Source organism: Oceanicaulis sp. UBA6590, from assembly GCF_002433705.1.
Taxonomy (GTDB): Bacteria; Pseudomonadota; Alphaproteobacteria; order Caulobacterales; family Maricaulaceae; genus Oceanicaulis.
The window spans coordinates 1-21,503 of the sequence record NZ_DJIQ01000041.1 but is presented as its reverse complement, the minus strand read 5'-3'; the positions used below and the strand labels follow the sequence as shown (position 1 = coordinate 21,503).

Sequence of the window (21,503 nt, the reverse complement as noted above, 5' to 3'; positions counted from 1 at the left end):
CCACCGGATGCAGTCATTCAGGTCAGGCCGGTGCGCGAAGCCTATTTCGCCTTCGGCTTCCAGCTGTTCACATAGTCCAGATTCTCGACACGCGATGCGCCCTCGCCCACATCCAGCGGGTCGCGAGTGTCGATCATCACGGCGTATTCGTCGGTCGCCGGCTTCTTCTGCTCGAGCATGTTGGCCAGCGCCTTGGGGTGCGGGCCATGGGTAAAGCCCGCCGGGTGGAAGGTCATCATGCCTGCATCGATATTGTCGCGGCTGAAGAAGTCGCCGGCATGGTAGAACAGCACTTCATCATAATCGTCATTATTGTGGAAGAACGGCACTTTCAGCGCGCCCGGATCGGTCTCGAACGGACGCGGGGCGAAGGTGCAGACCACGAAGCGATCGGACAGGAAGGTGGTGTGCGCGCTCGGCGGCAGATGGTAGCGATGGCTCATCAGCGGCCGGATATGACGCACATTCAGGCGCACCGGATGCAATTCGCCATGCCAGCCCACCGCATCAAGCGGATTGTAGGGATAGGTGATGGTGGAGACCTGACCGCGTTTCTTGATCAGCACCTTCCACTCATGGTCCTCATCGGACTGTTGCGCCTTGAAGGCGTCATCCATGGCGGGCACGTCGAACATGGCCGGGTCGAACACGGCGTGCGGACCGACAAGGCCCTTGTCCGGCAGGGTGTAGTGGGTGTTGGTGGCTTCCACCATCAGCACCAGGGTCGGCTCTGACGGGGACAGGCGCCACAGCGTGCCGCGCGGCAGCACGATGTAATCGCCCGCCTCATACTCGAGATGACCGAAATCGCAGAACAGCGAGCCCGCGCCGCGATGGATGAACAGAAGCTGGTCGCCATCGGCGTTGCGCGCCAGCGTGGTCATCGGCTCGGCAAGCGACCAGAACCGGATGTCCGTAGCGTTGTTGAACAGCACGGAGGCGGACTCCCACGGCGTGTTCTGCGCCGCGCCCAGCTTGTTCAGGTCAAAGGCGCGCGGCTGCAGCGGGCCCTCGAAATTGACCCAACCGGTGGGCGGACGCTTGTGGTGCAGGAAGGCGGCGGGGCCGAAGAACCCCTCCTTGCTCATCTCCCGCTCATAGGTGCCTTCGGGCATGTCGGCGTGAGCCTGACGCGAGGCGTTCCCTTCCACACGGGATGCGTAAATCCATTTGCGAGCCATGAGGCGCTCCCTGACTGGCGAAAACCGTATCTCCGACAAGATAGTTACATTTGAAACTAAATGGAAGGCGTTCGGCGGAGCTGAATCCATGGAAACAGTGCAAACAGGATTTGCCCGAACAGTCCGAGCGCTCCGGCCAGGCTTGTCCAACGGATCACCTGGTCGGTCAGGCTGCGGTCGAACGCCAGCTTGCCCAGAGCCAACTCCGCGATCATGAGACAGGTGAAGGCCACCGCGCCCATGACAAGACCTGCCGCCGGAGTGGCGGCAGGCATGCGCCGGGTCAGGGCATGTGAAGTCAGCCAGCACGCGCCAAGCATGACCGGAAGCTCGAGCAGCACCGCGCCCAGCTCACCCAGAACGGGGGAGACCAGAAGAACGCGGAGACTGCCCAGACCGAACCCGATCGCAAAGACGATCACAAAATAAACAAGACCGGCACGGACGGCCTGTCTCATCGCGCCTAGTCCTCATCCCCATAGACCGAGACCACGGGATCAGACCCGGGGGTCCAGCTGGCGCGATACATGCCGGACGTGTTGAAGGCCCAATGCGGGCCGTCATTGGCCAGGATCACCACCCCGCCATCACCCCCCATGGCGGTCAGGTCCTGCATGATGACCGAATCGAGGGCGTCGTCCGCATCCTGCCCGCTCTCGATATAGGTGCAGATGCGGGCCGCCACATTCAGGCGGATGAAGTATTCGCCCGTACCGGTGGCCGAAACGCCGCACTGGGGCGTGGCGTAGGTGCCGGCGCCAATGATCGGGCTGTCGCCCACCCGGCCCCAGCGCTTGGCGGTCGTGCCGCCCGTGGACGTGCCCGCCACGATCTCGCCGGTCGCATCGCGCGCGACAACGCCCACAGTGCCGAAAGCATGCTCACGCTCCATCAGATCAAGCGCGCCTTCCCGAATGGGTTCGGGATCCGGGGCGCCTTCGGGGCGGGGCGGAACAGGCAGGCCCAGCTGACGCACTGCGCGCACCATCGAGGCCCAGCGGCGCTCGGTGAAGAAATAGGAATTGTCGACCAGTTCGAGATCCTGGTCCGCGGCGAAGGCCTCTGCGCCCTCGCTCTGCAGCATCACATGCGGGCTGTTCTCGAGCACCGCACGGGCCAGCGAGATCGGGTGGCGCACATTGGTGACGCCAGCCACCGCGCCAGCCTGCATGTCCGAGCCGCGCATGATGGAGGAATCAAGTTCGTTGCGACCGCCGGATGTGAACACAGCGCCGCGCCCGGCATTGAATTTCGGGTCATCCTCAAGGGTGTGGATGACCGCCTCGACCGCATCCATGGCGCTGGCGCCGTCAGCCAGCATCTCTCCGCCCAGCCGGATGGCCGCATCCAGCGCTTCGCGATAGGCGGCTTCGGTCTCTGCATCCATGTCGCCGCGTTCAATGACGCCAGCGCCGCCATGCAGCACGATCGCCCAGTCTTCCGCCTGGTCCTGCGCCATCGCCGCTCCGCTCGCCAGAACCCCAGCACATACGCTCATCAAAAGACGCCGCATCAGTCTCTCCCCGGTCTGTTTGACGCTGAGAGGACCAGCTTGTCTGACCGATGGCAAGCATTCTGCGCGCAAGCCGGGCTCAAAATACGAAAGGCGAGGTCCCCCGACCTCGCCTTTCTCCGCACGATCAAGCTGCTGCAGTCTAGCTTAGTCGTGGCTGGGTCAGCATGTTGATGCGGCCAAGCGCATACTGGGATTTTTCACCGAAGAGCGCGCTGCGCGAGACAAGGCGATTGAGCTTGGCCGCCGTATCCATGCACAGGGCGCGGGCGTGATCGGCGGACCATTCGCCGACTTCAGCCGACCCGACGGCTTCCTCGATCAGATTGAGCGGATGCATGCGCTCTTCGGCGTCATACATCGTGGCGGTCAGCGAGGTCGGCGCAGAGAAGCCCATCAGATAGGCGGGCGCGCCCATGGCGCCCTCGAGAATGCCTGCGAGATCGGGATGCGCGTAGGCGGACACGCCCGCACGTCGCAGCAGAATCTCGCCCGGACGCGGTTCACAGCCCGGCGCCGGCTGGTGCAAGCCGTTATCGGACATGATCGGTCCGCCCGGATGAAGCTGGACATGCACGATCGACCAGTTCGCAGAGCGGGCTTCAGACAGGATGGATGCGCTGACCTGGGCAATGCGTTCACCCTGCGGATCCGTCCAGGGACGGCCCTCGGCCACGAACTCCATTTGCAAATCCAGGCAGACCAGTACGGGAACACCCAGGCTCATTTTGCTTTCTCCGTCTCCTTGAGCGCAGCCGCAGCCTTGGCGCCGCGTGCCGGCTCCCTCCCCTGTAGCGGCGACGCGCCGCGTTTCACCGATTTGTCGAGCGGACCGGGACGATCCCAATCCCCTTCCGGCCGATCCAGGATCAGCGGATCGGTATCAATGTGCAGCGCTTGGGGGTGAGGCGCCGGGCGCCCCTCCATTTCCGCATACGCCCTATCTGAAAATACGAAGACCCCGCGGTGCTCGCGATGGATGAAGCCGTAGCGCTTCCAGTACGGGATCAGGTGCTCCTGCACATGGCCCACGAATTTGCGGTAGCCCTTGCGCCGGATGATCTCCATGGCCTCGGTCATCATCTGTCGCGCGACCCGGCCCGAGCGGTGCCCCTTGCGCACGCAGACGCGTTCAATCTTGGCGAAATCCGCAAACCAGCGAATACGCAGGCAGCCCAGCGGCTCTCCGCCCGCCTCGCCCAGAAGATGGGTGGCGCCGGCGAGATCGTTGCCGTCAAACTCCTCGTCATACGGGCAGTCCTGTTCCGCCATGTAGACCAGGGCGCGAACCACAGCGATCCGCTGCATGTCTTCCAGGTTACGCGCCACGCGAATGATCACGGGCGGTTCGAATTCCTCTACGCGTGTTCCGTCCATAGCCCCCTCCGACCCTAAGACTTGTTGCTATCGGCAGCCTGGGGCACCCACCCCAGCCAGGCTGCGCCTGACGACGGCGCATCGAGCGCCGCGGTCATCATGCGTCCCTCCCGGCTCATGGGCCGGGCGAACAAGGCCACGTGCGGGAAGGCCCGGCGTCGCGCTTCGGTCACCGCACGCACGACGGCGCGCTTGTCCGCTTCGCTGACGCCGGCCAGGCACCACACGTAAATCGCCGACGCGCGCTCATCGGGAGCGGTCAGCTGATCAAGGTCGGGATTGTCGGGCGACAGGCGCCCGTACATCAGCGCCTCAAAGCCCAGAGCGTTCAGGAACAGCAGGGCGATGAAGCCGCTGGCTTCACCCGCTTCATTACGGCGGATGAAGAAACAGCGCCCGGTGCGCGCCTGACATCCCAGCACGATTTCGGCCGAGGCCAGAGCCCCGCCCAGTGCGGTGACGGCGACTGCAGAGGCGTCTGCTACATCCGAGGGCTCTTCAGAAGATGTAAAGCCATGCCGGGCGAAGATGCGCATGAGTTCAGCGGTCGCTGGCGCATCTGGCCCTTCCAGCCGGTGTTGCTTATCCTGATCGCGCATGAAGCCCCTCATCCAATGTCAGGAATGTTACCGGTTCCCCTCCCTCCTGCGCTTCAGCGAAGACGACATGCCCCCTATTCATCCGCAAAGCGGACGCGTTCATGAGCACTAAGCCGCAACTGTTTGACTGGGACGATCTGCGTATTTTCCATGCGCTGGTCTCCTCGGGGTCCATGAGCAGCGCCGCTCGCAAGCTCGGCATCGGACAGCCAACCGTGAGTCGGCGTCTGGAGCAGCTTGAAACCCGGATCGGCGCCCGCCTTGTGACCCGTGGCGCGGAAGGCGTGGAGCTGACCGCCATCGGCGAGCGCATCTGGGCCCAGGTCCAGATCATGCAATCCACCGCCGGCGACATCGAACGCATCGCCCACCAGGCCGACCGCGCAGACGCTGGCACCGTTCACCTGGCCGCGCCCGAGGGGGTGGCGGGCTACTGGATCGCACGGCAACTGCCCAGCTTTGTCGAGGCGAACCCGGCCATCAATCTGGAGATCAACACGCGGGTGGATGGCGAGCTGGCGCTCGACCAGAGCGACATCTGCCTGCAGATGACCGAATCCAAGCGCATGAGCCATGTGGCAACCGAGCTGGGCACGCTGCACTATGTGCCGTTCGCGGCGCGGGCGTATCTGGACACCTATGGCGCGCCCAAGAGCGTGGCGGACGTGCTCAATCACCGCATCGCCGATCTGGTCAGCTATAGCGCTCAGCAAACGCACTGGCCCAAGGAAGCCAGCGCCATCAAGCAGATGATGAATCCGTCCCTGACGACGGACAACTCACTGGCGCTGGTGGAGGCCGTGCGCGCCGGCACCGCGATCTCGATGATCCCGACCTATGCCGCCAAGGTGCAGCCGGAGCTGGTGCATGTGGATCTGGGGCTCGAGGTCCCGATCACCCTGTGGATGGTTTACCATCCCGACCAGCGTCGGGTGACGCGGGTGCGCAAGGTGCTCGACTGGCTGCGCGAGATTTTCGACGGCACGCGTTATCCCTGGTTCCGCAAGGACTATCTGCCGCCCAGCACCTTCTCCGATGTGGACGTCGTGCATGTGCGTGGCGAACGTCCGCGGCCCAAGGCGCTGGACTAGAGTCTTGGCCCTGTATGCGCGATCAGCAGGCGGAGCAACGCCCAGATCGCGCTGGTGATCACGCTGGCGTAGAGCAGGATCACCAGATCGGGCTGGTAGAGCGCCAGACCGCCCAGCGTCGTGCCGAACAGGCCGGGCACGACCCACAGCAGCACCAGCGCCAGCACGCCGGACATGGCCAGCGGCAGCCACAGGCTGATCTGGCCGAAAAGCCCGGATTTGGCCCGCAAACCGTCGCGCTGGACAAAGGCGCCAATGCTGGCCGCGAGATAGGCCGCCGGCATGAGCAGGAAGAGCAGATAGAGCGATTTCGCGCCCCAGTCCGCGCCAGCCCCCTCATAAGGCTCGCCCAGGGCCAGATTGGTGACGCCATAGAGCAGCGGATAGACTTCGCTGAACCCCATTCCGCCCGACGCATTGACGAGCACGACAACGCCGCGTTGTTGCGCAGGCTCCAGAACCGCAATCGCCTCAAATCCCGGCGTGAGCCCCGTATGCAGCGCATAGCCGCCCTCGAGATCCAGCGCCCAGCCCAGCCCGTAATAGGGCGAAGCGTCGCTGGCCGGGCGCAGCATGTCGGCCTTCGCAGCCGCCGAGATTACATCGTCCTGACCGTTCAGCATCATCGACAGGTAAAGCGCCATGTCCCCGGCGCTTGAGATCACGCCGCCAGAGGGGGCGCTCGCCGCCTCGCCGCCGCTTGTCTGCACGGCGCGACGTCCGAAGAAGAAAGGCTGATGTCCGGTCGCCAGCCCTTCCACCGGCGCGTCGGTCTGGACACGGGTGCTGGTCATTCCGAGCGGGGACAGGATGGACGTGGTGACATAGTCGGCATACGCCTCCCCGCTGACCGCCTCGATCACCGCGCCGAGGATCTGATAGTTCGCATTGGAGTAGGCCCAGCCTGATCCGGGCGTCTGCGCCGGGCCGTCGGCGGCCAGCCGGGCTGCGCGCTGCGCCAGCGTCAGGCCATGGGCGGCCGAATTGCCCTGAACGGTGGAGTATCCGCTGGTATGGCTGAGCAGCTGGCGCAGCGAGATCGGCGCCTGACCCTCAAACGCAGACAGATGCACGGACACCGGGTCATCAAGGTCCAGCGCGCCTCGTTCTCCCAGCTGCACGATCGCGAGGGCCGTGAAGCTTTTCGAGACAGAGCCAATGCGGAACAGGGTCTGCGCGGTGACAGGCGTCTCGCCCCCGCTGCGCGTCATTCCGGCGCCCTCGGCGCGGCTTTCCGCACCGTCCACAACAGCATAGGCGAGCCCCGGCGCGTTCGAACGCTCCATCTGTCGCATAATGAAGCTGTCCAGCGCATCGGAAGTTTGCGCATGCGCTGTCATGCCCAGCGTCAGAACCGCCAGAACCGCCAGAACCGCCGTCAGAATATGCCGCATTACGTCCCCCTGTCCGGCGTCATACTGCACCGCGTCGCCCCAATGGCCAATATCCGAGCGCCGATCATGAAAAACCCCCGGCCAGGGTCTCTGCCGGGGGTTTCAGGATCTGAGTCAGACGATGTCGCCTTACGGCGTCAGGACGACCTTGCCCTTCACCCGGCGCTCGAGAAGATCCTCGAACGCCTTGGCGTAATCTTCCAGCTTGTAGCTGGCGGACACTTGCGGCTTGATCTTGCCCGCCTCGTAGAAGTCAAAGATTTCCTTGAGGTTCTTGGCATTGTCGCGCGGATTTTGTCCCGCCCAGGCGCCCCAGAAGACGCCCTGGATGTTGCGGCTGTTCAGCAGCGCGAGATTGAGCGGGATTTTCGGGATGGGGCCGGAGGCGAAGCCGATCACGAGATAGCGGCCATCCCAACCCGTCGCCCGCAGCGCGGGTTCGGCGTAATCACCGCCCACCGGGTCATACACCACGTCCACGCCCTTGCCGCCGGTCAGCTCCTTGACGCGCGCCTTGAGGTCTTCGGTCGTGTAGTTGATCGTCTCGTCCGCGCCATTGTCGCGACAGAACTGAAGCTTCTCGTCCGAGCTCGCCGCAGCGATCACCTTGGCGCCCATGGCCTTGGCAAGCTGCACGGTGGCGATGCCCACGCCACCGGCGGCGCCCAGCACCAGAACGGTATCGCCTTCCTTCAGACGGGCGCGGTCCTTGAGCGCGTGATAGCTGGTGCCATAGATGGTGGTCAGCGCCGCGCCTTCCTCAAAGCTCATGCTTTCGGGCATGGGCACCACCTGGCTGAAATGCACCGGCACTTTTTCGGCGAAGGCGCCCATCATGGTGGCGGCGATGACGCGATCGCCCTCCTTGACGCCCTGCACCTTCTCGCCGAGGTCGGAAATCACGCCGGCCGCTTCCATGCCCGGCACGAAAGGCGTCGGCGGCTTCATCTGGTAATTGCCCTCGACCAGCAGGATATCGGGGAAGTTCACCCCGGCCGCCTTCACGTCGAGCATCACCATGCCCTCGCCCAGAGGCGGTTCGGGCGCCTCTTCCACCGTGAGGTTCTTGTAAGGTGCGAAATCCTTGCAGACCAATGCGCGCATGAACGGCTCCTCCCTGACTCGTCTGTCTGTTCGAGGGCACGATAGAGCAGCAAGCGTGAGGCGCAAGCAACTCCTTAACCGCTAAAGCGACTGAGACATGTGCGGACCGCCCCATGCAGCGGCCCGCACACCGGCCTCAGACACACCCCCTCTTGCGCGCTGAGGTCTGTCTAGAAGCTGTACCGCACGCCCAGCTCGAGGATATGGCTGGAATTCTCGACATCCAGAGAGGCCGGGATCAGCACAGAATCCGTCTCGGCATCCTTGTAGGCGCGATAGCGGTACCCGGCGTAGAAAGCGGTCGTATCGCTGATGGCGTAGGAGCCGCCCGCCATGGCCTGGAAGAAGGCGGACATTTCCTTGTCATCGACAATGGCGACGCCAGACGGCGAATAATCCACTTTCACTTCAGCAATGCCGACGCCGGCGCCCGCATAAAGCGCGAAGGGCGAGTTCTCGATCGGCAGATCATAATAGCCGTTGATGGCCAGACCGGTGGAGGTCAGGTCGCCCTGGCCGTCCGCCACCAGATCGGAGACGGTCACGCCCAGCGGGGACGAGCCCGTGATCAGCACGGCGGCGTCAGCCGCGCCCAGCGCGGAACCGCCGGCCTGGACGTCCGTGTGCGTGTCCACATCCGCGCCCTGATAGGACAGCTCGGCCTCCACGCGGAACATCTCGTTCAGGCGATAGCCGTATGCGGCGGAGACGAACAGGCCGGAATCAAACTCGGTCGTCCAGCCGACGCCCGTCCCGGCGGGCAGCACCGCGCCGGGCGGAACCGCAACGCCGTCGCCCGTGACGAAGTCACGCGAGAACGCGCCTTCATTATCGCTGTCGGTCTGCATGTTCAGACCAACAGAGCCAGACACGTATTGCTGGGCTGCGGCAGGCGCGGAGAGCGCAGCCAGGGCGGCGAATGACAGAAGCAGAGATTTGGTCATGGGTCATATCCTGTGTTGCGAGTGCCGATGCGATACCCGCAATGAGCTTTAGTATCGCATATACTATATACGATATCGCTTGGGATTGGATCACACGGCGGTCTAAGGTTTCCGCAACCTGACTCGCGTCTTCTGGGCGCGGACGCCCTGAGTGAGACCTGCCTATGCCTGCCGCCGTGAAAGACCGCCGCCACGAATTGCTAAGCCTGCTGGCGCCCACAGCCATCGCCGAGCGTTCGGCCCCTGTGAGTCTGCGCCAGTTCGCCATCAAGGCGGGCGTATCCGAACCGACCCTGCGCCATTTCTTCACCGATCGTCAGGGCGTGGTGACAGCGTTGATCGGATTTTTCGCCGAGGGCGCGAAACACTTTCTGGAACAGAGCAGCCAGCCTGAAGCCTCCCTGCACGAGGCCGTGTCCGGCTATGGCCATCTGGCGCTGGCCGGCGCGCAAAGCCGCCTGTTCGCCCAGGCCCATGGCTTCGCCCTTGTGGAATCCATCCATGATCCGGAGGTGGCGCGCACCTATCTGCAGACGATCATCGAACCGTCCCTGCAGGCCCTGGAGCACCGTCTCGCTCCCAGCGTCGACCCTGAAGGCTCCAATCCCGACCACGTCCGCCACGCCGCTCTGGCCCTGTACGGACCGACCCTGATTGCGATCCTGCACCAGCAGCTGCTCAAAGGGGATGAGATCCGGCCGCTCGACATGTCGGCCTTTGTCGCAGACCTGACAGCCCTTTTCACTGACGGCATGAAACCAGAGGCCAAGCCATGAGCCCCAGAGACATCCAGGCGCCCGAGATCTTCGCCCCCTCCGTCCAGCTCAATCTCAATATCCGGGGGCTGGGCCTGTCGGCCACGCTGGCCATCAATGAACGCTCCGCCGCCCTCATGAAGCAGGGGCGCAAGGTCTCGAAACTGGGGCTGGGCCAGTCTCCTTTCCCTGTTCCGGACGTGATGCAGAAAGCGCTGCGCGACAACGCTTTCCAGAAGGACTACCTGCCGGTTCAGGGCCTTTACGGGCTGCGCGAAAAGATCTGCGGCTATCTCAAGCGCACCCAGGGCCTCGATTTCGATCCCGAGGACATCCTCATCGGTCCGGGCAGCAAGGAGCTGATGTTCCTGCTGCAGCTTGTCTATTACGGCGACCTGCTGATCCCGACCCCGTCCTGGGTCAGCTATGCGCCGCAGGCCCAGATCATCGGCCGACCCATTCGCTGGCTGCCCACCGCGCCCGAAACCGGGCTGGGGGTCACGCCCGAGGTGCTGCACAAGGCCTGCCAACACGATCCCGACCGCCCGCGCCTTCTGATCCTGAACTCGCCGGGCAATCCCACGGGCACCGCCTACACGCCCGACCAGATGCTGGCCATCGCTGAAGCCGCGCGCGCGCATCGCCTTTTGCTTCTGTCGGACGAAATCTATGGCGGGGTGCAGTTTGATGGCCGACACCAGTCCGCGGCCCGCTATTACCGGGGCGGCACCATCATCTCCGACGGCATCTCCAAATGGGCGGGCGCCGGGGGCTGGCGGCTGGGCTTCTTCGCCTTCCCCAAATCCCTGAGCTGGCTCAAGGACGCCATGGCGGCGGCCGCGAGCGAGACCTACACCTCCGTGTCCGCGCCCATCCAGCACGCCGCCAAGGTCGCGTTCGAGGGCGGGCCGGAGATGGAGCTGTATCTGCACCGCTCGCGTCAGGTGCTCGAAGCGCTGGCGAACTTCGTCACGGAGCAGCTGACCGACGCCGGCGCCCGGGTCAATCCGATCCGGGGCGGCTTCTACGCCTTTCCCAATTTCGACCCGATCGCAGACGCCCTTCATGCTCGCGGCATCACCACCAGCAGCGAATTGTGCGAGCGCCTGCTGGAAGACACGGGCGTCGCCACCCTGCCCGGCTCCGCTTTCGGGCGCCCGGAGAGCGAATTGTCTCTGCGCCTCGCCTTCGTTGACTTTGATGGCGAGCTGGCCCTGCGCGCCCTGTCAGAGGGCGAAACGCTCGACGAAGCCTTCCTGAACCGGCATTGTTACCGGGTAATGGAGGGGATCAGGGCCATGGCGCAATGGGCGCGCGGCTGATCCTGCGCTGGGCGGTCTATGGATCTCGACTGGAATGCGGTGATGGCCGCGGAAGGGTTCTCCACCTGGATCCGGATCATGGTCTGGGTTGGAGTGGCCTGCGCCTTCTGGGTTTTCGCCATGCTGTTGCGCGGCGGCTTTGACGACATGCTCGACGTGATCCGCTCGCCCTACGCCACGGCCGGCGAGCGCGGACGCATGATGATGCGTCTGCCCACGCGCTTTCTTCTGCTGGTGGTCGCGGCGCTGTTCGGCGCTGTGAGTTTCGCCATCCCGCTATTCCTTCAGGGCGCGGTCGTACTGTTCCTCTGGCGACAGGCGACAGGCGGCTAGACAAAACCCCGCCTCTAGGAGACGGGGTTTCATCAGCCTGATTGGGGTCCGCGCTTACGCTGCGCCGGCATTGCGCTTGGGCAGCACCCAGTCGGGGCGCGGGAAATGGCAAGTATAGCCGTTGGGATAGCGCTCGAGATAATCCTGATGGAAGTCCTCGGCGTCCCAGAACTCACCCGCCGGGGTCACCTCGGTGACCACCTTGCCCGGCCACAGGCCCGACGCATCCACATCCTGGATGGTGTCTTCAGCGACGGCCTTCTGGGTATCGTCCAAATAAAAGATCGCCGAGCGGTATTGCGTGCCGATATCATTGCCCTGACGGTCCAGGGTCGTGGGATCGTGGATCTGGAAGAACAGCTCCAGCATCTCGCGATAGCTCGTCACGGACGGATCGAAGACGATCTCGATGGATTCCGCATGGCCGGTCTTGCCGGTCTTCACCTGCTCATAGGTCGGGTTCTCGGTCGTCCCGCCGCTATAGCCCACACGGGTGGAGATGACGCCGGGACGGCGCCGGATCAAATCCTGCATGCCCCAGAAACAGCCGCCCGCCAGAAGGGCGCGTTCGGTCGTCTCACTCATTTTACGGCCTCCTTACGGCCTGCCTTCACGAAGTCGATATAGTCGCCATAGCCTTCCGCCTCCATCTCTTCCAGCGGAATGAACCGCAAGGCGGCGGAGTTGATGCAGTAGCGCAAACCGCCCTGATCGGGCGGCCCGTCCGGAAAGACATGACCCAGATGACTGTCGGCATGAGAGGAGCGGACCTCGGTGCGCACCATGCCATGGCTGTCATCGCGCAGTTCGGCCAGCGCCTCTTTCGTGATCGGGCGGGTAAAGCTGGGCCAGCCGCAGCCGGATTCATACTTGTCCGCCGAAGCGAACAAGGGCTCGCCGGACACCACGTCAACGAAGATGCCGTCGCGCTTTTCCTCGAGAAGCGCGCCCGTAAACGGACGTTCGGTGCCGTTCTCCTGGGTGACATAGCGCTCTTCGGGGCTGAGCCGGGCCAGCGCCTCGGGCGTACGCGCCCATTTGGGATCGGTGCTCATCTCGGCCTCCTTGCCTGTCACATCCATATGGGCCGTCAAGCGATATGCGCCAGTCCGCTCTCCTCAATGTGAGGCGACTAGGCGCTGAGACAAGGGCTGAAGGCGGGGCTCAGAGCGCGCCGATGGCTTCCCACGGGAACTCCACCCACTCGCCGGCCGGCGTCTGTTTGCCGGCGATGACGCCCGAGACGCCGCCGGTCTTGTCGATCAGCGCAGCGACAATGGCGTCGGGATAACGGGCGCGCACCTCTTCCAGCGTGCGCCCTGAATCGATGATGTCATCAATGACGATCGCAGCAGCCTCCGGCGCCGCGCCATAGGCCTGCATCCGTCCCTGCGCGCCTTCCACGCCGTCAGCATAGGACATCAGCCCCAGCGAGGTCATCTTGCGCAGGCCCAGCCGGTGCGCCACCAGGGCCGCCGGGATCAGCCCGCCTCGCGCCACGCCCACCAGCACCGTATCCGGATCAATCGGCCCATGCCGCTGCGCGACCTGGTCCGCGATCGAGGCGGAGAGGGTTTCGATATCCGTCCAGCTGAGTTTGAGCATGTGAGAGCCTTTGGGTCGCTTTCCGACACCATCCGCCAGAACCTCGAGCACGACAAGGTCCTGTCCGACTTGAGGGTTCTCGCCAGCACTCCCCTTGTGAGCCGCCAAAGCTCCAGGATGCGGATGCCGCCTTATTTATGCCGGTAGGTATCCGACACAAAGTCCGTGAGTCCACCGGTATTGGTGACGGCGAATCTCCTCAGTCCGAGGCGGCCCCGGAGACTTTCGCTCGACAGGATGAACCGGATGCGCAGGTCCGCGCGCACGAAGGCGCCGCATTCCGCCATGTCCTGGGGCAGGATGAGATAGGCATCCCCGTCCATTCGCTCGGGCCGCGGCTCCAGAACGCAATCGGAGAACTCTCCGACATAGCGTCCGCTCTGCGAACTCGCATGATCGAGGGCGACATGAATTTCATCGGGAAGATCGGTCACGCCCGAGAGCCGGAAGATGCTCCGGGTTCCCTGATTCACATCTCCGACCCACTCGAACACCTCGCTGGTCGCCTCGATGCGGCCATCCGCTCGCGTGGACCTGGATACCCCAGCATAGCGATACACGTCGAAGGAAAAGTTGGTCAGATCGCCCTCCGCGCCAACTGCGACACGCCGCATGGAGACCTGGCCCGGAGCAACTCCATTCCCGGCAGACTGGCTGACCTGGCTTCGCCCCATCGTGAAGCGGAAGGTCAGGTCTGCACGCCCGAAATCCCCGCAGACCTCCAGGTCTTCAGCGAAGATGAGATAATCCCAGTCCGAGGCGCGGGCCGGATTGATCTCCAGGCTGCAGTCCGAGTAGTCGCCCTGGTAATTCCCTCTGAGACTGCCTGCGATGCTCACATCGATCGTCCTTGGCGCGCCGCCTCGTATACCGGCGATCCGAAACACGCTTTGCGTCGGTGCATCGGCGTCGCCTGTCCAGCCGAACGCCCCCCATGTGGATTGCAGATAGCTTTGCCCGGTTTCGCTATCGGTTTTCACGCTGGGACGAGAGGGGTTGTCCATCCCGGAGTACCGATAGTTGTAAAAATCCGTGATGCCGCCATCGGGTGACTGGACCATCCGGCTGAACCGGAGGTTTGAGTGCACGGGCCCCAGCTCCCCCTCATACAGAAGCTGGAGCAAGATATCGGCCCGTCCGCGAAAACCGCAATGCGTCTCGAGATCCGAAACGAGAACGACATACTCCCCGCCCCGCCGCCGCTCCGGAATGGCGGGCAACTCGCACCGTCTGTAGCCGCTTGGCGATCTGCCAGGCTGGGATTCGAAGTAGAAATCGGCCCAGACGCCATGAACCCGCGCATCCTCCTCCAGTCCCTGAACGACGAAATACTCCGAGATCGCGCCGACCGACGAACTTCCGATCCATTCCAGAATCAAATTGTCTTCCAGGCCCTGCGGTTGATCGATCAGATCCTCCAGGAAGGCTGGCACAGCCTCACCAGCTGCACTCTCGCTGACCTCGATATTGCGGAACCGGTCATAGCCTGCATCCGTCAGCGCCCCTTCCCGATCCAGGAAGAAGCGGCGCATTCTCAGTCCGGCGTCGACATCTGTTGGGTCGGCCAGGATCTGGAATCGCAATGACGCTCGGTCAAACGCCCCGCACGCTGCGAGATCGCCACGGACAATCAGGTACTCTGACCCGGAATACCGCTCGGGCCGGACAGGCAGCGAGCAATCGGTAAAGGCGTTCTGGTAGTCGCCTGAGGCCGCGCCCGAGATCGCAACATTGATCCGATGGGGCATTGATCGGTCCAGACCCACAATCCGGAAGATGCTGGCCTCGGGGTTGGCGGAATCACCCACCATGGACCAGGGGCCTGCCGTCACCACCTTGCGGATCTGATCCAGCTCACCCTCGATATGCAGAGACACCGGAATCTCGATCACCGCATCGGAATGCTCCGGCCTCAGACGCACCACGCCGGTCAGGCCATCCGCCAGCTCTTCCTGGATGTTGACTGAAAACAGGAGGTCCAGCGGTCTCTCGATATCCAGGAGGAATGAATCGGAAGGCCCGGCCAGAGGCCTCGATGCTTCAGATATACTCACCCAGTCAGGGCGGCTCAGCACCTGCAGCCTTCGGCTTGTTATCGAGTTCTCGTAGAATCTGTACGTTTCGGTGTTGAAGCTGTCTCTGTCGCGCGATGCATTGCGCGCGACATAGGTCCGCGGGCGGATCAAGATCACCCCGCCGACAATCACGCCGCCCTCCTGCAGATAGGAAATCGCCTTGTTGATGGAAATCTCCCCCGCCGGGACATGGTCGAGGGCTTGAGGCGGTCGCCGAGCGGTAAACCGCAAGGCGTCCAGAATCTCGTCAAACGAGGCCTCAGGCAGGGCGTCCCGAATGATCGCCAACGCCCCGGTCACGTGCGGAGCGGCCATGGATGTGCCGCTCAGATAGGTCAGTCGCGAGCAGAGGAAGCGGATATCCGGATAGGTTCCGACATAGGCTCCGACAGCCGAAGACACACAGTCTCCCGTTTCAGAGGGCGCCTCCGTGAAGGCAGCGGCCTCGATCGCCTCACCCGGAGCAAAGAAGTCCAGATCCTGTGATTGATTGGAGAAACCATTCGGAGTCGTGCCTGTGCCGGTCGAGCCCACAGAGACGACCTCCGGAATGCAGGCCGGCGCTGACAGCGCATTTCTGAAGCCATCATTCCCGCTTGCCGCTACCGTGAACACGCCGACCTGCGTGAGTGACTGGATGATGCTGCGCCGGGGATCAGTCGTGCAGGGCTGGCTGAACTCACCGCCGCCCAGGCTCATATTGATAACCGTGAGACCGAGCTCGTCCTTCACCGAATACAGCCATTCCAGAGCCTCGATCTGGCGGCTGGTCGGGCTCAACACACACTCCGCGTCCCGTCCGGGATAGAAGTCCTCGCACGCCTCTGAATTGAACCGGGAGAAGACCTGCACGGCCACCAGCTTCGCTGAGGGCGCGACGCCCCGAATGAAGGAGCGGTCATGAAACCTGCGCCCGGCTGCAATGCTGGCCACGTGAGTCCCGTGAAGGCAGCCCTCCGTCCCGTTCTCGGCATCCGCTTTCGCATCCAGGCACGGCAGGGCCAGGGTCGCCGATGTCAGGGAGGTTTGACGGGACACGCCGTTCTCGCACAGGGACGAACTTTCACCCTCGACACTCGAGCTGAAGCAGGCGCTGGCCTTAATCACATCCTGGAACATGACGTGGAAAGCGTCGACGCCGGTATCGAGCACCGCGACTGTGCTGCCTTGTCCTTCAAAGCCCTGCGCCCAGGCGCTCCACGCGCCAATGCGGTGCGTGGACTGGTCCAGTTGCGGCGCACTCAGGGCATCCTCGAAAACCCGCTCGACCTCGGGGTGACTGGCGAATCTCCCGATCTCCTCAGCTGTGGCGCGCAGGGCGAAGCCGGCGCTCAACGGAAACCGGGCATAGGGCTGTGAGAGCTCCGCCAAAGTCCCGGCGCTGGCGCGCAACTGGCCCTCACGACTCCTCACGTCGCGGATGACCTCGCGCATGCGGTCTTCAAAGCTGGCGCGCGCGGCCGCGCCGCGCACGTCCCCTGATTCCCGCAAGGCCCTTTGGTGCGGGTCATCGCGCAGCATGATGATGACGCCGATGCGCTCGCCTTCGGCTAGACGGTCCACGGACCGCTCTGAGACAGGTCCGGATATGTCCCGCACTAGCCCCGCAGACGGTCGTTCGGACTGCGCTTGCGCCGCATCCTCCAGGAGGCCAGACAGAAGAAAACAGAGACCTGCAATCAGGAATGATGTGCGCATTCCTTCCCCCCGGAAGACGACTAACGGCCTCACAATACCCGTTCTGGGGGAAACTCGAAGAGTTAATATAGTATTACAACATGAAAGCGCACTCCGCAGATCTGCGAAGGGCGCTCTGATTGTCCCGGGAAAGGGAGAGAGAGCCAGGCCTAGTCGTTGTCAAACCCGAAGTCGGTCAGCCCGCCCGCAGTGGTGACGGCGAAGCGGCGCATGCGGACTGTATCGGCAAGCACGGCCGCGTCTGCTCGGATTCGGAAACTCAGATCCCCGCGCCCGAAACCGCCGCAATCGATGAAGTCGGCCGCTCCGATGACAAACTCGTTCAGCCCGGCCCGGCCAGGGCGCAAGGTCAGGGAACAATCGCTGTAGGCGCCTGTAAACTGTCCATTGCCGGCTGTGGCGTTGGCGATGGCGATGTCGATGGAATCGGGAAGTCCGCCGACGATACCGGTTATGCGGAATACGCCCCGCGTGCCGGCCTGAGCGTCGCCAACCCATTCGAACGGCCCGAAGACAACCTCCTCGCGCCCCCCCGAAATGGCGGTCGGGGTCTGTCCTGCGCCGGCCTCGGCGTCAAAGCCGAAATCGGTGATGTCGCCGTCCGCGCCAAACGCCAGACGACGCACCTTCACTGCGGCAGGAAACGCGCTGAGCGGCGCCTGGATGCGGAAACTCAGATCGCCGCGCCCGAAGGCCCCGCAATCGGCAAGGTCCTCACGCAGGATGATGTAATCGCGCGCGCCTGCCCGCTGCGGGCGGATGGTCAGCGAGCAATCGTTGAAATCGCCCGCATATCCGCTCGCCGTCGCGTTCGCGATGGAGACGTCGATGCGGCTGACCGCGCCATTCGTCACGCCGGCGATGCGGAACTGGTTGGAGGTGGGCGCCGAGCTGTCGCCGGTCCACTCGAACGGTCCCGCAATCACCTGCCCCGAGCCATTGCCAAGATTGGTGGCCGTCACGCCCGTGGACACCGCGCCATCCAGATGAAAGTCGGTGAGCGCGCCTGTGTCCTGACGGATCTGGCGCTGCATGCGCATATTGTCGATATCGCCCAGTGCATAATTGACCCGGGAGGAATCCGCGGTCACCCGGAAGAGCACATCAGCGCGGCCGAACGCGCCGCAATCCTCGGTCAGGTCCTGGGAGGTGATCAAAAGGTCATTCTCACCGCGTCGCGCCGGGCGGATGGTCAGGCGGCAATCGGTGAAGGCGCCGTCATATCCGGATGAAGAGGCGTTGATGAGCGCCACATCGATCGTGATGTCATCGCCGCTGATCACAGGGCCCAGCCGGAATTCGCTGAGCAAGGCGCCTGTTCCGTCATGGGTCCATTCAAAAACACCGAACTCGGCCTGCGTCAGCGCCTCGGGGGCCAACACGGAACCCGGCCCCATCTCGGCGTAAAGCGCCGGTCTCCCCGCATCCGCTTCGCGAACGGGCGCGCGTGCCATCAGGCTTTGCGCCATGCCGGCGCCGCCCGACGGGTCATAGGCCGCGTCGGTGATGCCGCCAGACCGGTTGAACAGGAAACGGCGCATGCGCAAACCGGCGGCGTCGGCCCGGGCCACGCGCGCATCGATGAACACATCGGCGCGGTCAAAGCGCGGGCAATCGGTGAAATCCGCGGCGCCGATAATGTACTCGTTTCCTGAAAAACGCTCGGGACGAACCACGAAGTCACACTGGATGGACGCATCCGTCACCGTGCGGCCGTCCCGTGCGCCCCAGCGCTCGATGTCCGCGCTCAGAGCCACTGGCAGGCCTGAATCCAGACCCACGAGACGGAAGATGCTGCCCACACTCTCATCCGCGTCGCCCACCCATTCAAACGGGCCGAACCGGACGGTCTCATAGTCGAGCTCGACCGGCGTGGTGACGAGAGCCGTGACCTTGAGCCGGATACGGGTGGAGGACCCGTCCACGGAGAGCACCAGCTCACCCTTGTTGAAACCGTCAGACAGGCCGATCCCGTTCACCCGCAGGCGCAGCTGTCCATCAGAGATCAGCGTCAGTGCGGTCTGGGACACAGGCGCTCCGCTGGGCGCGCCGTCGCCTTCATAGAACTCTGTCGTCAACCAGTCGGGCTTGCTGACCACGCGCACCGTTCTGGACTGGCCGCTGGCATTGCGGATCGCGCGCGTCGTCGAATTGAAGGACGCCACATCGCTGGAAGTGTTGCGGGCGTCAAACCGGGTCAGACTGTCGAGCGAGACTGACCGCACCACCCCCGCGCCGTTCGCCAGGAAGTCATAGGCGGCGTCAACCTGGATGCGGGCGTGCACGCGCTGCGTATACCCGTCCATGACCGGCTCGCCCGTCACCTGCAGGGCCGTCAGCCTTTGCGCGACGCTGGTTGAGGGAAAGCCCTGATACAAGAGGGCGAAGGCGCCCGCCACATGGGGCGCCGCCATGGAGGTGCCCTGCAGCTCGCCATACCAGTGGCACACCCCGTCCTCATTGGGCTCGGTATCAGGCACCAGCTGGCAATTCTGGTTCTGCGGCGGCTCCTCGGTCAGAAGGGCCGCGAGAATGTCGACACCCGGCGCCAGAAGATCCAGGAAGTCTGCATCATTGGAAAAGCCGGCCACGACGTCATTGTCATTCACGGCGCCGACAGAAATGGCGGACGGGACGCAGGCGGGTTCACTGATCTTGTTGGCGAACCCGTCATTGCCGGCGGCGACGACCACCGCCACGCCTGCATCGGTGAGCTCCTGCATGATGACTTCATAGTCGGTGCCAAGGCATGGCTCCGTAAAGCCATCGCTGCCCAGGCTCATGTTCACGGCCGCCAGATTATAGCGATCGCGGTTGTCCAGGAGCCATTCCAGCGCGGCGATCTGGTCCGAGCTGAACGATTGCACGCATTCATGCTCTGCACGCGGCTCGCCATCCACGGTACAGGTGTCCCGGTCAAACCGGCTGAAGACATTGACTGCGATGATCTCGCTCGACGGGGCCACGCCCGACACGCCAGCGCCGCTCTTGAGCGTGACGGTGCTGCCGGCGGCGGTCGAGGCGACGTGCGTGCCGTGTACGCAGCCGTCAACCGCGGAGGCGACATCAAAGTAATCAGCGTCCAGACACGCCGTCGCAGCGTCCGCCGAGCTCTCCGCCAGCTGTTGATCCAGCCCGTTCGGACATGTCGTTGTGGCCGTCAGGTTCGCCGTGCTCAGAGTGCTGTTGAAACAGGCGCTGGCGGCGATGTTGTCGCGCACCATGGTGTGACGGCTCTCAATGCCGGTATCGAGGATGGCGACGGAGACATTGGCGCCCTCCACGCCCCGCGCCCAGACGTTATCCGCGCCAATCTGGCCCATCGAAGTGTCCGTGGCCGGGCGCATAATGCGGTCCTCACGCACTCTGAGCACCCGAGGATCGGACGCCAGACGGACGATCTCCGCCTGATTGGCGAGAATGGCGAAACCCGGCGTCACCCGGAAGGGCTGATAGCCCAGGCCCTGTCGGGACTGTTCAGATGCGCGCGCGCTTGCTCCGTAGACCTCGGTCAGGAGCGCATTCTGCAGGTCCGCGATCCGGCGCCGCATGGCGTCTCCGGCCGGGCCGTGATCGGCTCTCTGCACCGCCAGGTCCACGGGAATGTCCAGCGTGACGATGACCGGAACCCGTTCGCCCGAATCAAGCTGTTGCTGCACGCGCCCCGATACAGGGCCCTGAAGCCCTGCGAGGCCGGAGGCCATCTCCGGGCCGGGGCGGGACTGGGCCAGCACCGGTGCAGCGTGTCCCACCGTCAGGCTCAGGGCCGCTGCGGCGATCAGGAAAGGTTTCAGGGTCATCATGCTCAGCCTCGGCTCTCGGCGGCGGCGCGGGTCGGTCGGTGCAGCGTGTCCGCACTGACGCTGACCACCTCGGGATGGCGCGCCAGGCGCGTCGCTTCCTCTGCGGTCAGCCGGATTTCAAACGCATGGGTCATGACGAAACTCGCGCCGTAGACAGGCCGCGCCGACGTCCCGTCGGACAGGGCGCCAAACCCATTACGGCCAAAGACGTCCGCCAGCACGCGATCACGCTGCGACTCCAGTCGGTTGCGCGCATCATCCGTCGCGTCCACACAAACCAGGGATACGATATAGTTCGATCGGTCCAGACCGTTGAGGGTTTGCGCGGGCGCGCACGCCGCCAGGACCAGCGCCAGAAGCCCCAGAAGGGGCCGCAGTCCCGGATACGATGTCCAGCCAGTCATATGCGCTCCTCGAAAGGCGATCGGAACCCGGTCTGCAGTCTCGCCGCGTCAGATGGAGTATTCCTTAAACGCCCTCAAAAGGCGAGTGACTCCCGGGCCCGGTCATGTCCGGAGCACTGTGAATTCGGGGCGCATGCAGAAAGCCTCGGCGACACCGTTTTCGCCCTTCACCCCCGCCCCCGAAGAGGTCGCAAGGATGGACACGCAGCATCAGCGAGGATCGACCAAGTTGAGCGCGAGCGAACCAGCAAGAACGGGGAAAATGGTGCCCGGGGGCGGATTCGAACCACCGACACGCGGATTTT

At 64.0% G+C, this 21,503-nt stretch carries 19 protein-coding genes; 4 read left to right on the top strand and 15 right to left on the bottom strand.

Features of this window, described 5'->3' with window-relative positions:
• Positions 1-41 precede the first annotated feature (41 nt).
• From B2Z70_RS08775 to B2Z70_RS08750, 6 genes are all read right to left on the bottom strand, one after another.
• Positions 42-1,181 carry a homogentisate 1,2-dioxygenase gene (locus B2Z70_RS08775; protein WP_009800493.1) on the bottom strand — a complete coding sequence of 380 codons (1,140 nt, stop codon included), beginning with the start codon at positions 1,179-1,181 and terminating at the stop codon, positions 42-44.
• A gap of 56 nt (positions 1,182-1,237) precedes the next feature.
• The gene (locus B2Z70_RS08770) at positions 1,238-1,639 is read right to left on the bottom strand and encodes a hypothetical protein (RefSeq protein ID WP_292982555.1); all 402 of its coding nucleotides are present in this window, start codon (positions 1,637-1,639) and stop codon (positions 1,238-1,240) included.
• 5 nt (positions 1,640-1,644) lie between these two features.
• Positions 1,645-2,694, bottom strand: a complete 1,050-nt coding sequence (locus tag B2Z70_RS08765) for an isoaspartyl peptidase/L-asparaginase family protein (RefSeq protein WP_040612324.1) — start codon at positions 2,692-2,694, stop codon at positions 1,645-1,647.
• A 142-nt stretch (positions 2,695-2,836) separates the two neighbouring features.
• A complete protein-coding gene (locus B2Z70_RS08760) occupies positions 2,837-3,421 on the bottom strand; it encodes an isochorismatase family protein (protein ID WP_292982552.1) in 585 nt (194 codons plus the stop codon).
• Complete coding sequence (locus B2Z70_RS08755; RefSeq protein WP_292982550.1) at positions 3,418-4,071, bottom strand: GNAT family N-acetyltransferase; 654 nt, start codon at positions 4,069-4,071, stop codon at positions 3,418-3,420. The genes B2Z70_RS08760 and B2Z70_RS08755 overlap by 4 nt, the downstream gene beginning before the upstream one ends.
• A gap of 14 nt (positions 4,072-4,085) precedes the next feature.
• On the bottom strand, positions 4,086-4,670 hold the full coding sequence (locus B2Z70_RS08750; RefSeq protein WP_009800498.1) for a hypothetical protein: 585 nt from the start codon (positions 4,668-4,670) through the stop codon (positions 4,086-4,088).
• A 101-nt stretch (positions 4,671-4,771) separates the two neighbouring features.
• On the opposite strand from B2Z70_RS08750, the gene B2Z70_RS08745 reads away from it, so the two are divergent.
• Complete coding sequence (locus tag B2Z70_RS08745) at positions 4,772-5,761, top strand: LysR family transcriptional regulator (protein ID WP_009800499.1); 990 nt, start codon at positions 4,772-4,774, stop codon at positions 5,759-5,761.
• On the opposite strand, the gene B2Z70_RS08740 is transcribed toward B2Z70_RS08745, so the two are convergent.
• The 3 genes from B2Z70_RS08740 to B2Z70_RS08730 form a co-directional block, all read right to left on the bottom strand.
• Positions 5,758-7,155: a serine hydrolase domain-containing protein gene (locus B2Z70_RS08740; RefSeq protein ID WP_292982548.1), complete on the bottom strand. Its 1,398-nt coding sequence runs from the start codon at positions 7,153-7,155 to the stop codon at positions 5,758-5,760. The two genes, B2Z70_RS08745 and B2Z70_RS08740, sit on opposite strands and share 4 nt — an antisense overlap.
• 129 nt (positions 7,156-7,284) lie before the next feature.
• The gene (locus tag B2Z70_RS08735) at positions 7,285-8,259 is read right to left on the bottom strand and encodes an NADPH:quinone oxidoreductase family protein (RefSeq protein WP_292982547.1); all 975 of its coding nucleotides are present in this window, start codon (positions 8,257-8,259) and stop codon (positions 7,285-7,287) included.
• Positions 8,260-8,429: 170 nt separating this feature from the next.
• Positions 8,430-9,203 carry an outer membrane protein gene (locus B2Z70_RS08730; protein ID WP_009800502.1) on the bottom strand — a complete coding sequence of 258 codons (774 nt, stop codon included), beginning with the start codon at positions 9,201-9,203 and terminating at the stop codon, positions 8,430-8,432.
• A gap of 164 nt (positions 9,204-9,367) precedes the next feature.
• Here B2Z70_RS08730 and B2Z70_RS08725 point away from each other — a divergent pair, with 164 nt between their 5' ends.
• Genes B2Z70_RS08725 through B2Z70_RS08715 form a run of 3 tightly spaced genes read left to right on the top strand, consistent with a single transcriptional unit; the run spans position 9,368 to position 11,613 of the window.
• On the top strand, positions 9,368-9,979 hold the full coding sequence (locus tag B2Z70_RS08725) for a TetR/AcrR family transcriptional regulator (RefSeq protein ID WP_292982543.1): 612 nt from the start codon (positions 9,368-9,370) through the stop codon (positions 9,977-9,979).
• Positions 9,976-11,280 (top strand): pyridoxal phosphate-dependent aminotransferase, encoded by a 1,305-nt coding sequence (locus tag B2Z70_RS08720; protein ID WP_292982541.1) that lies wholly within the window; start codon positions 9,976-9,978, stop codon positions 11,278-11,280. Before B2Z70_RS08725 ends, B2Z70_RS08720 begins: the two co-directional genes overlap by 4 nt.
• Positions 11,281-11,298: 18 nt before the next feature.
• The gene (locus B2Z70_RS08715) at positions 11,299-11,613 is read left to right on the top strand and encodes a hypothetical protein (protein ID WP_009800505.1); all 315 of its coding nucleotides are present in this window, start codon (positions 11,299-11,301) and stop codon (positions 11,611-11,613) included.
• A gap of 54 nt (positions 11,614-11,667) precedes the next feature.
• On the opposite strand, the gene msrA is transcribed toward B2Z70_RS08715, so the two are convergent.
• From msrA to B2Z70_RS08685, 6 genes are all read right to left on the bottom strand, one after another.
• A complete protein-coding gene (msrA, locus tag B2Z70_RS08710; RefSeq protein ID WP_292982539.1) occupies positions 11,668-12,198 on the bottom strand; it encodes a peptide-methionine (S)-S-oxide reductase MsrA in 531 nt (176 codons plus the stop codon).
• On the bottom strand, positions 12,195-12,668 hold the full coding sequence (gene msrB, locus B2Z70_RS08705; protein ID WP_292982537.1) for a peptide-methionine (R)-S-oxide reductase MsrB: 474 nt from the start codon (positions 12,666-12,668) through the stop codon (positions 12,195-12,197). The genes msrA and msrB overlap by 4 nt, the downstream gene beginning before the upstream one ends.
• A 109-nt stretch (positions 12,669-12,777) precedes the next feature.
• The gene (locus B2Z70_RS08700) at positions 12,778-13,218 is read right to left on the bottom strand and encodes a phosphoribosyltransferase (protein ID WP_292982535.1); all 441 of its coding nucleotides are present in this window, start codon (positions 13,216-13,218) and stop codon (positions 12,778-12,780) included.
• 131 nt (positions 13,219-13,349) lie between these two features.
• Positions 13,350-16,856 (bottom strand): S8 family peptidase, encoded by a 3,507-nt coding sequence (locus B2Z70_RS08695; RefSeq protein WP_292982533.1) that lies wholly within the window; start codon positions 16,854-16,856, stop codon positions 13,350-13,352.
• Between the two features lie 284 nt (positions 16,857-17,140).
• A complete protein-coding gene (locus B2Z70_RS08690) occupies positions 17,141-20,791 on the bottom strand; it encodes a S8 family peptidase (RefSeq protein WP_292982531.1) in 3,651 nt (1,216 codons plus the stop codon).
• Between the two features lie 5 nt (positions 20,792-20,796).
• The gene (locus tag B2Z70_RS08685) at positions 20,797-21,198 is read right to left on the bottom strand and encodes a protease inhibitor I9 family protein (RefSeq protein ID WP_292982529.1); all 402 of its coding nucleotides are present in this window, start codon (positions 21,196-21,198) and stop codon (positions 20,797-20,799) included.
• Positions 21,199-21,503 lie beyond the last annotated feature (305 nt).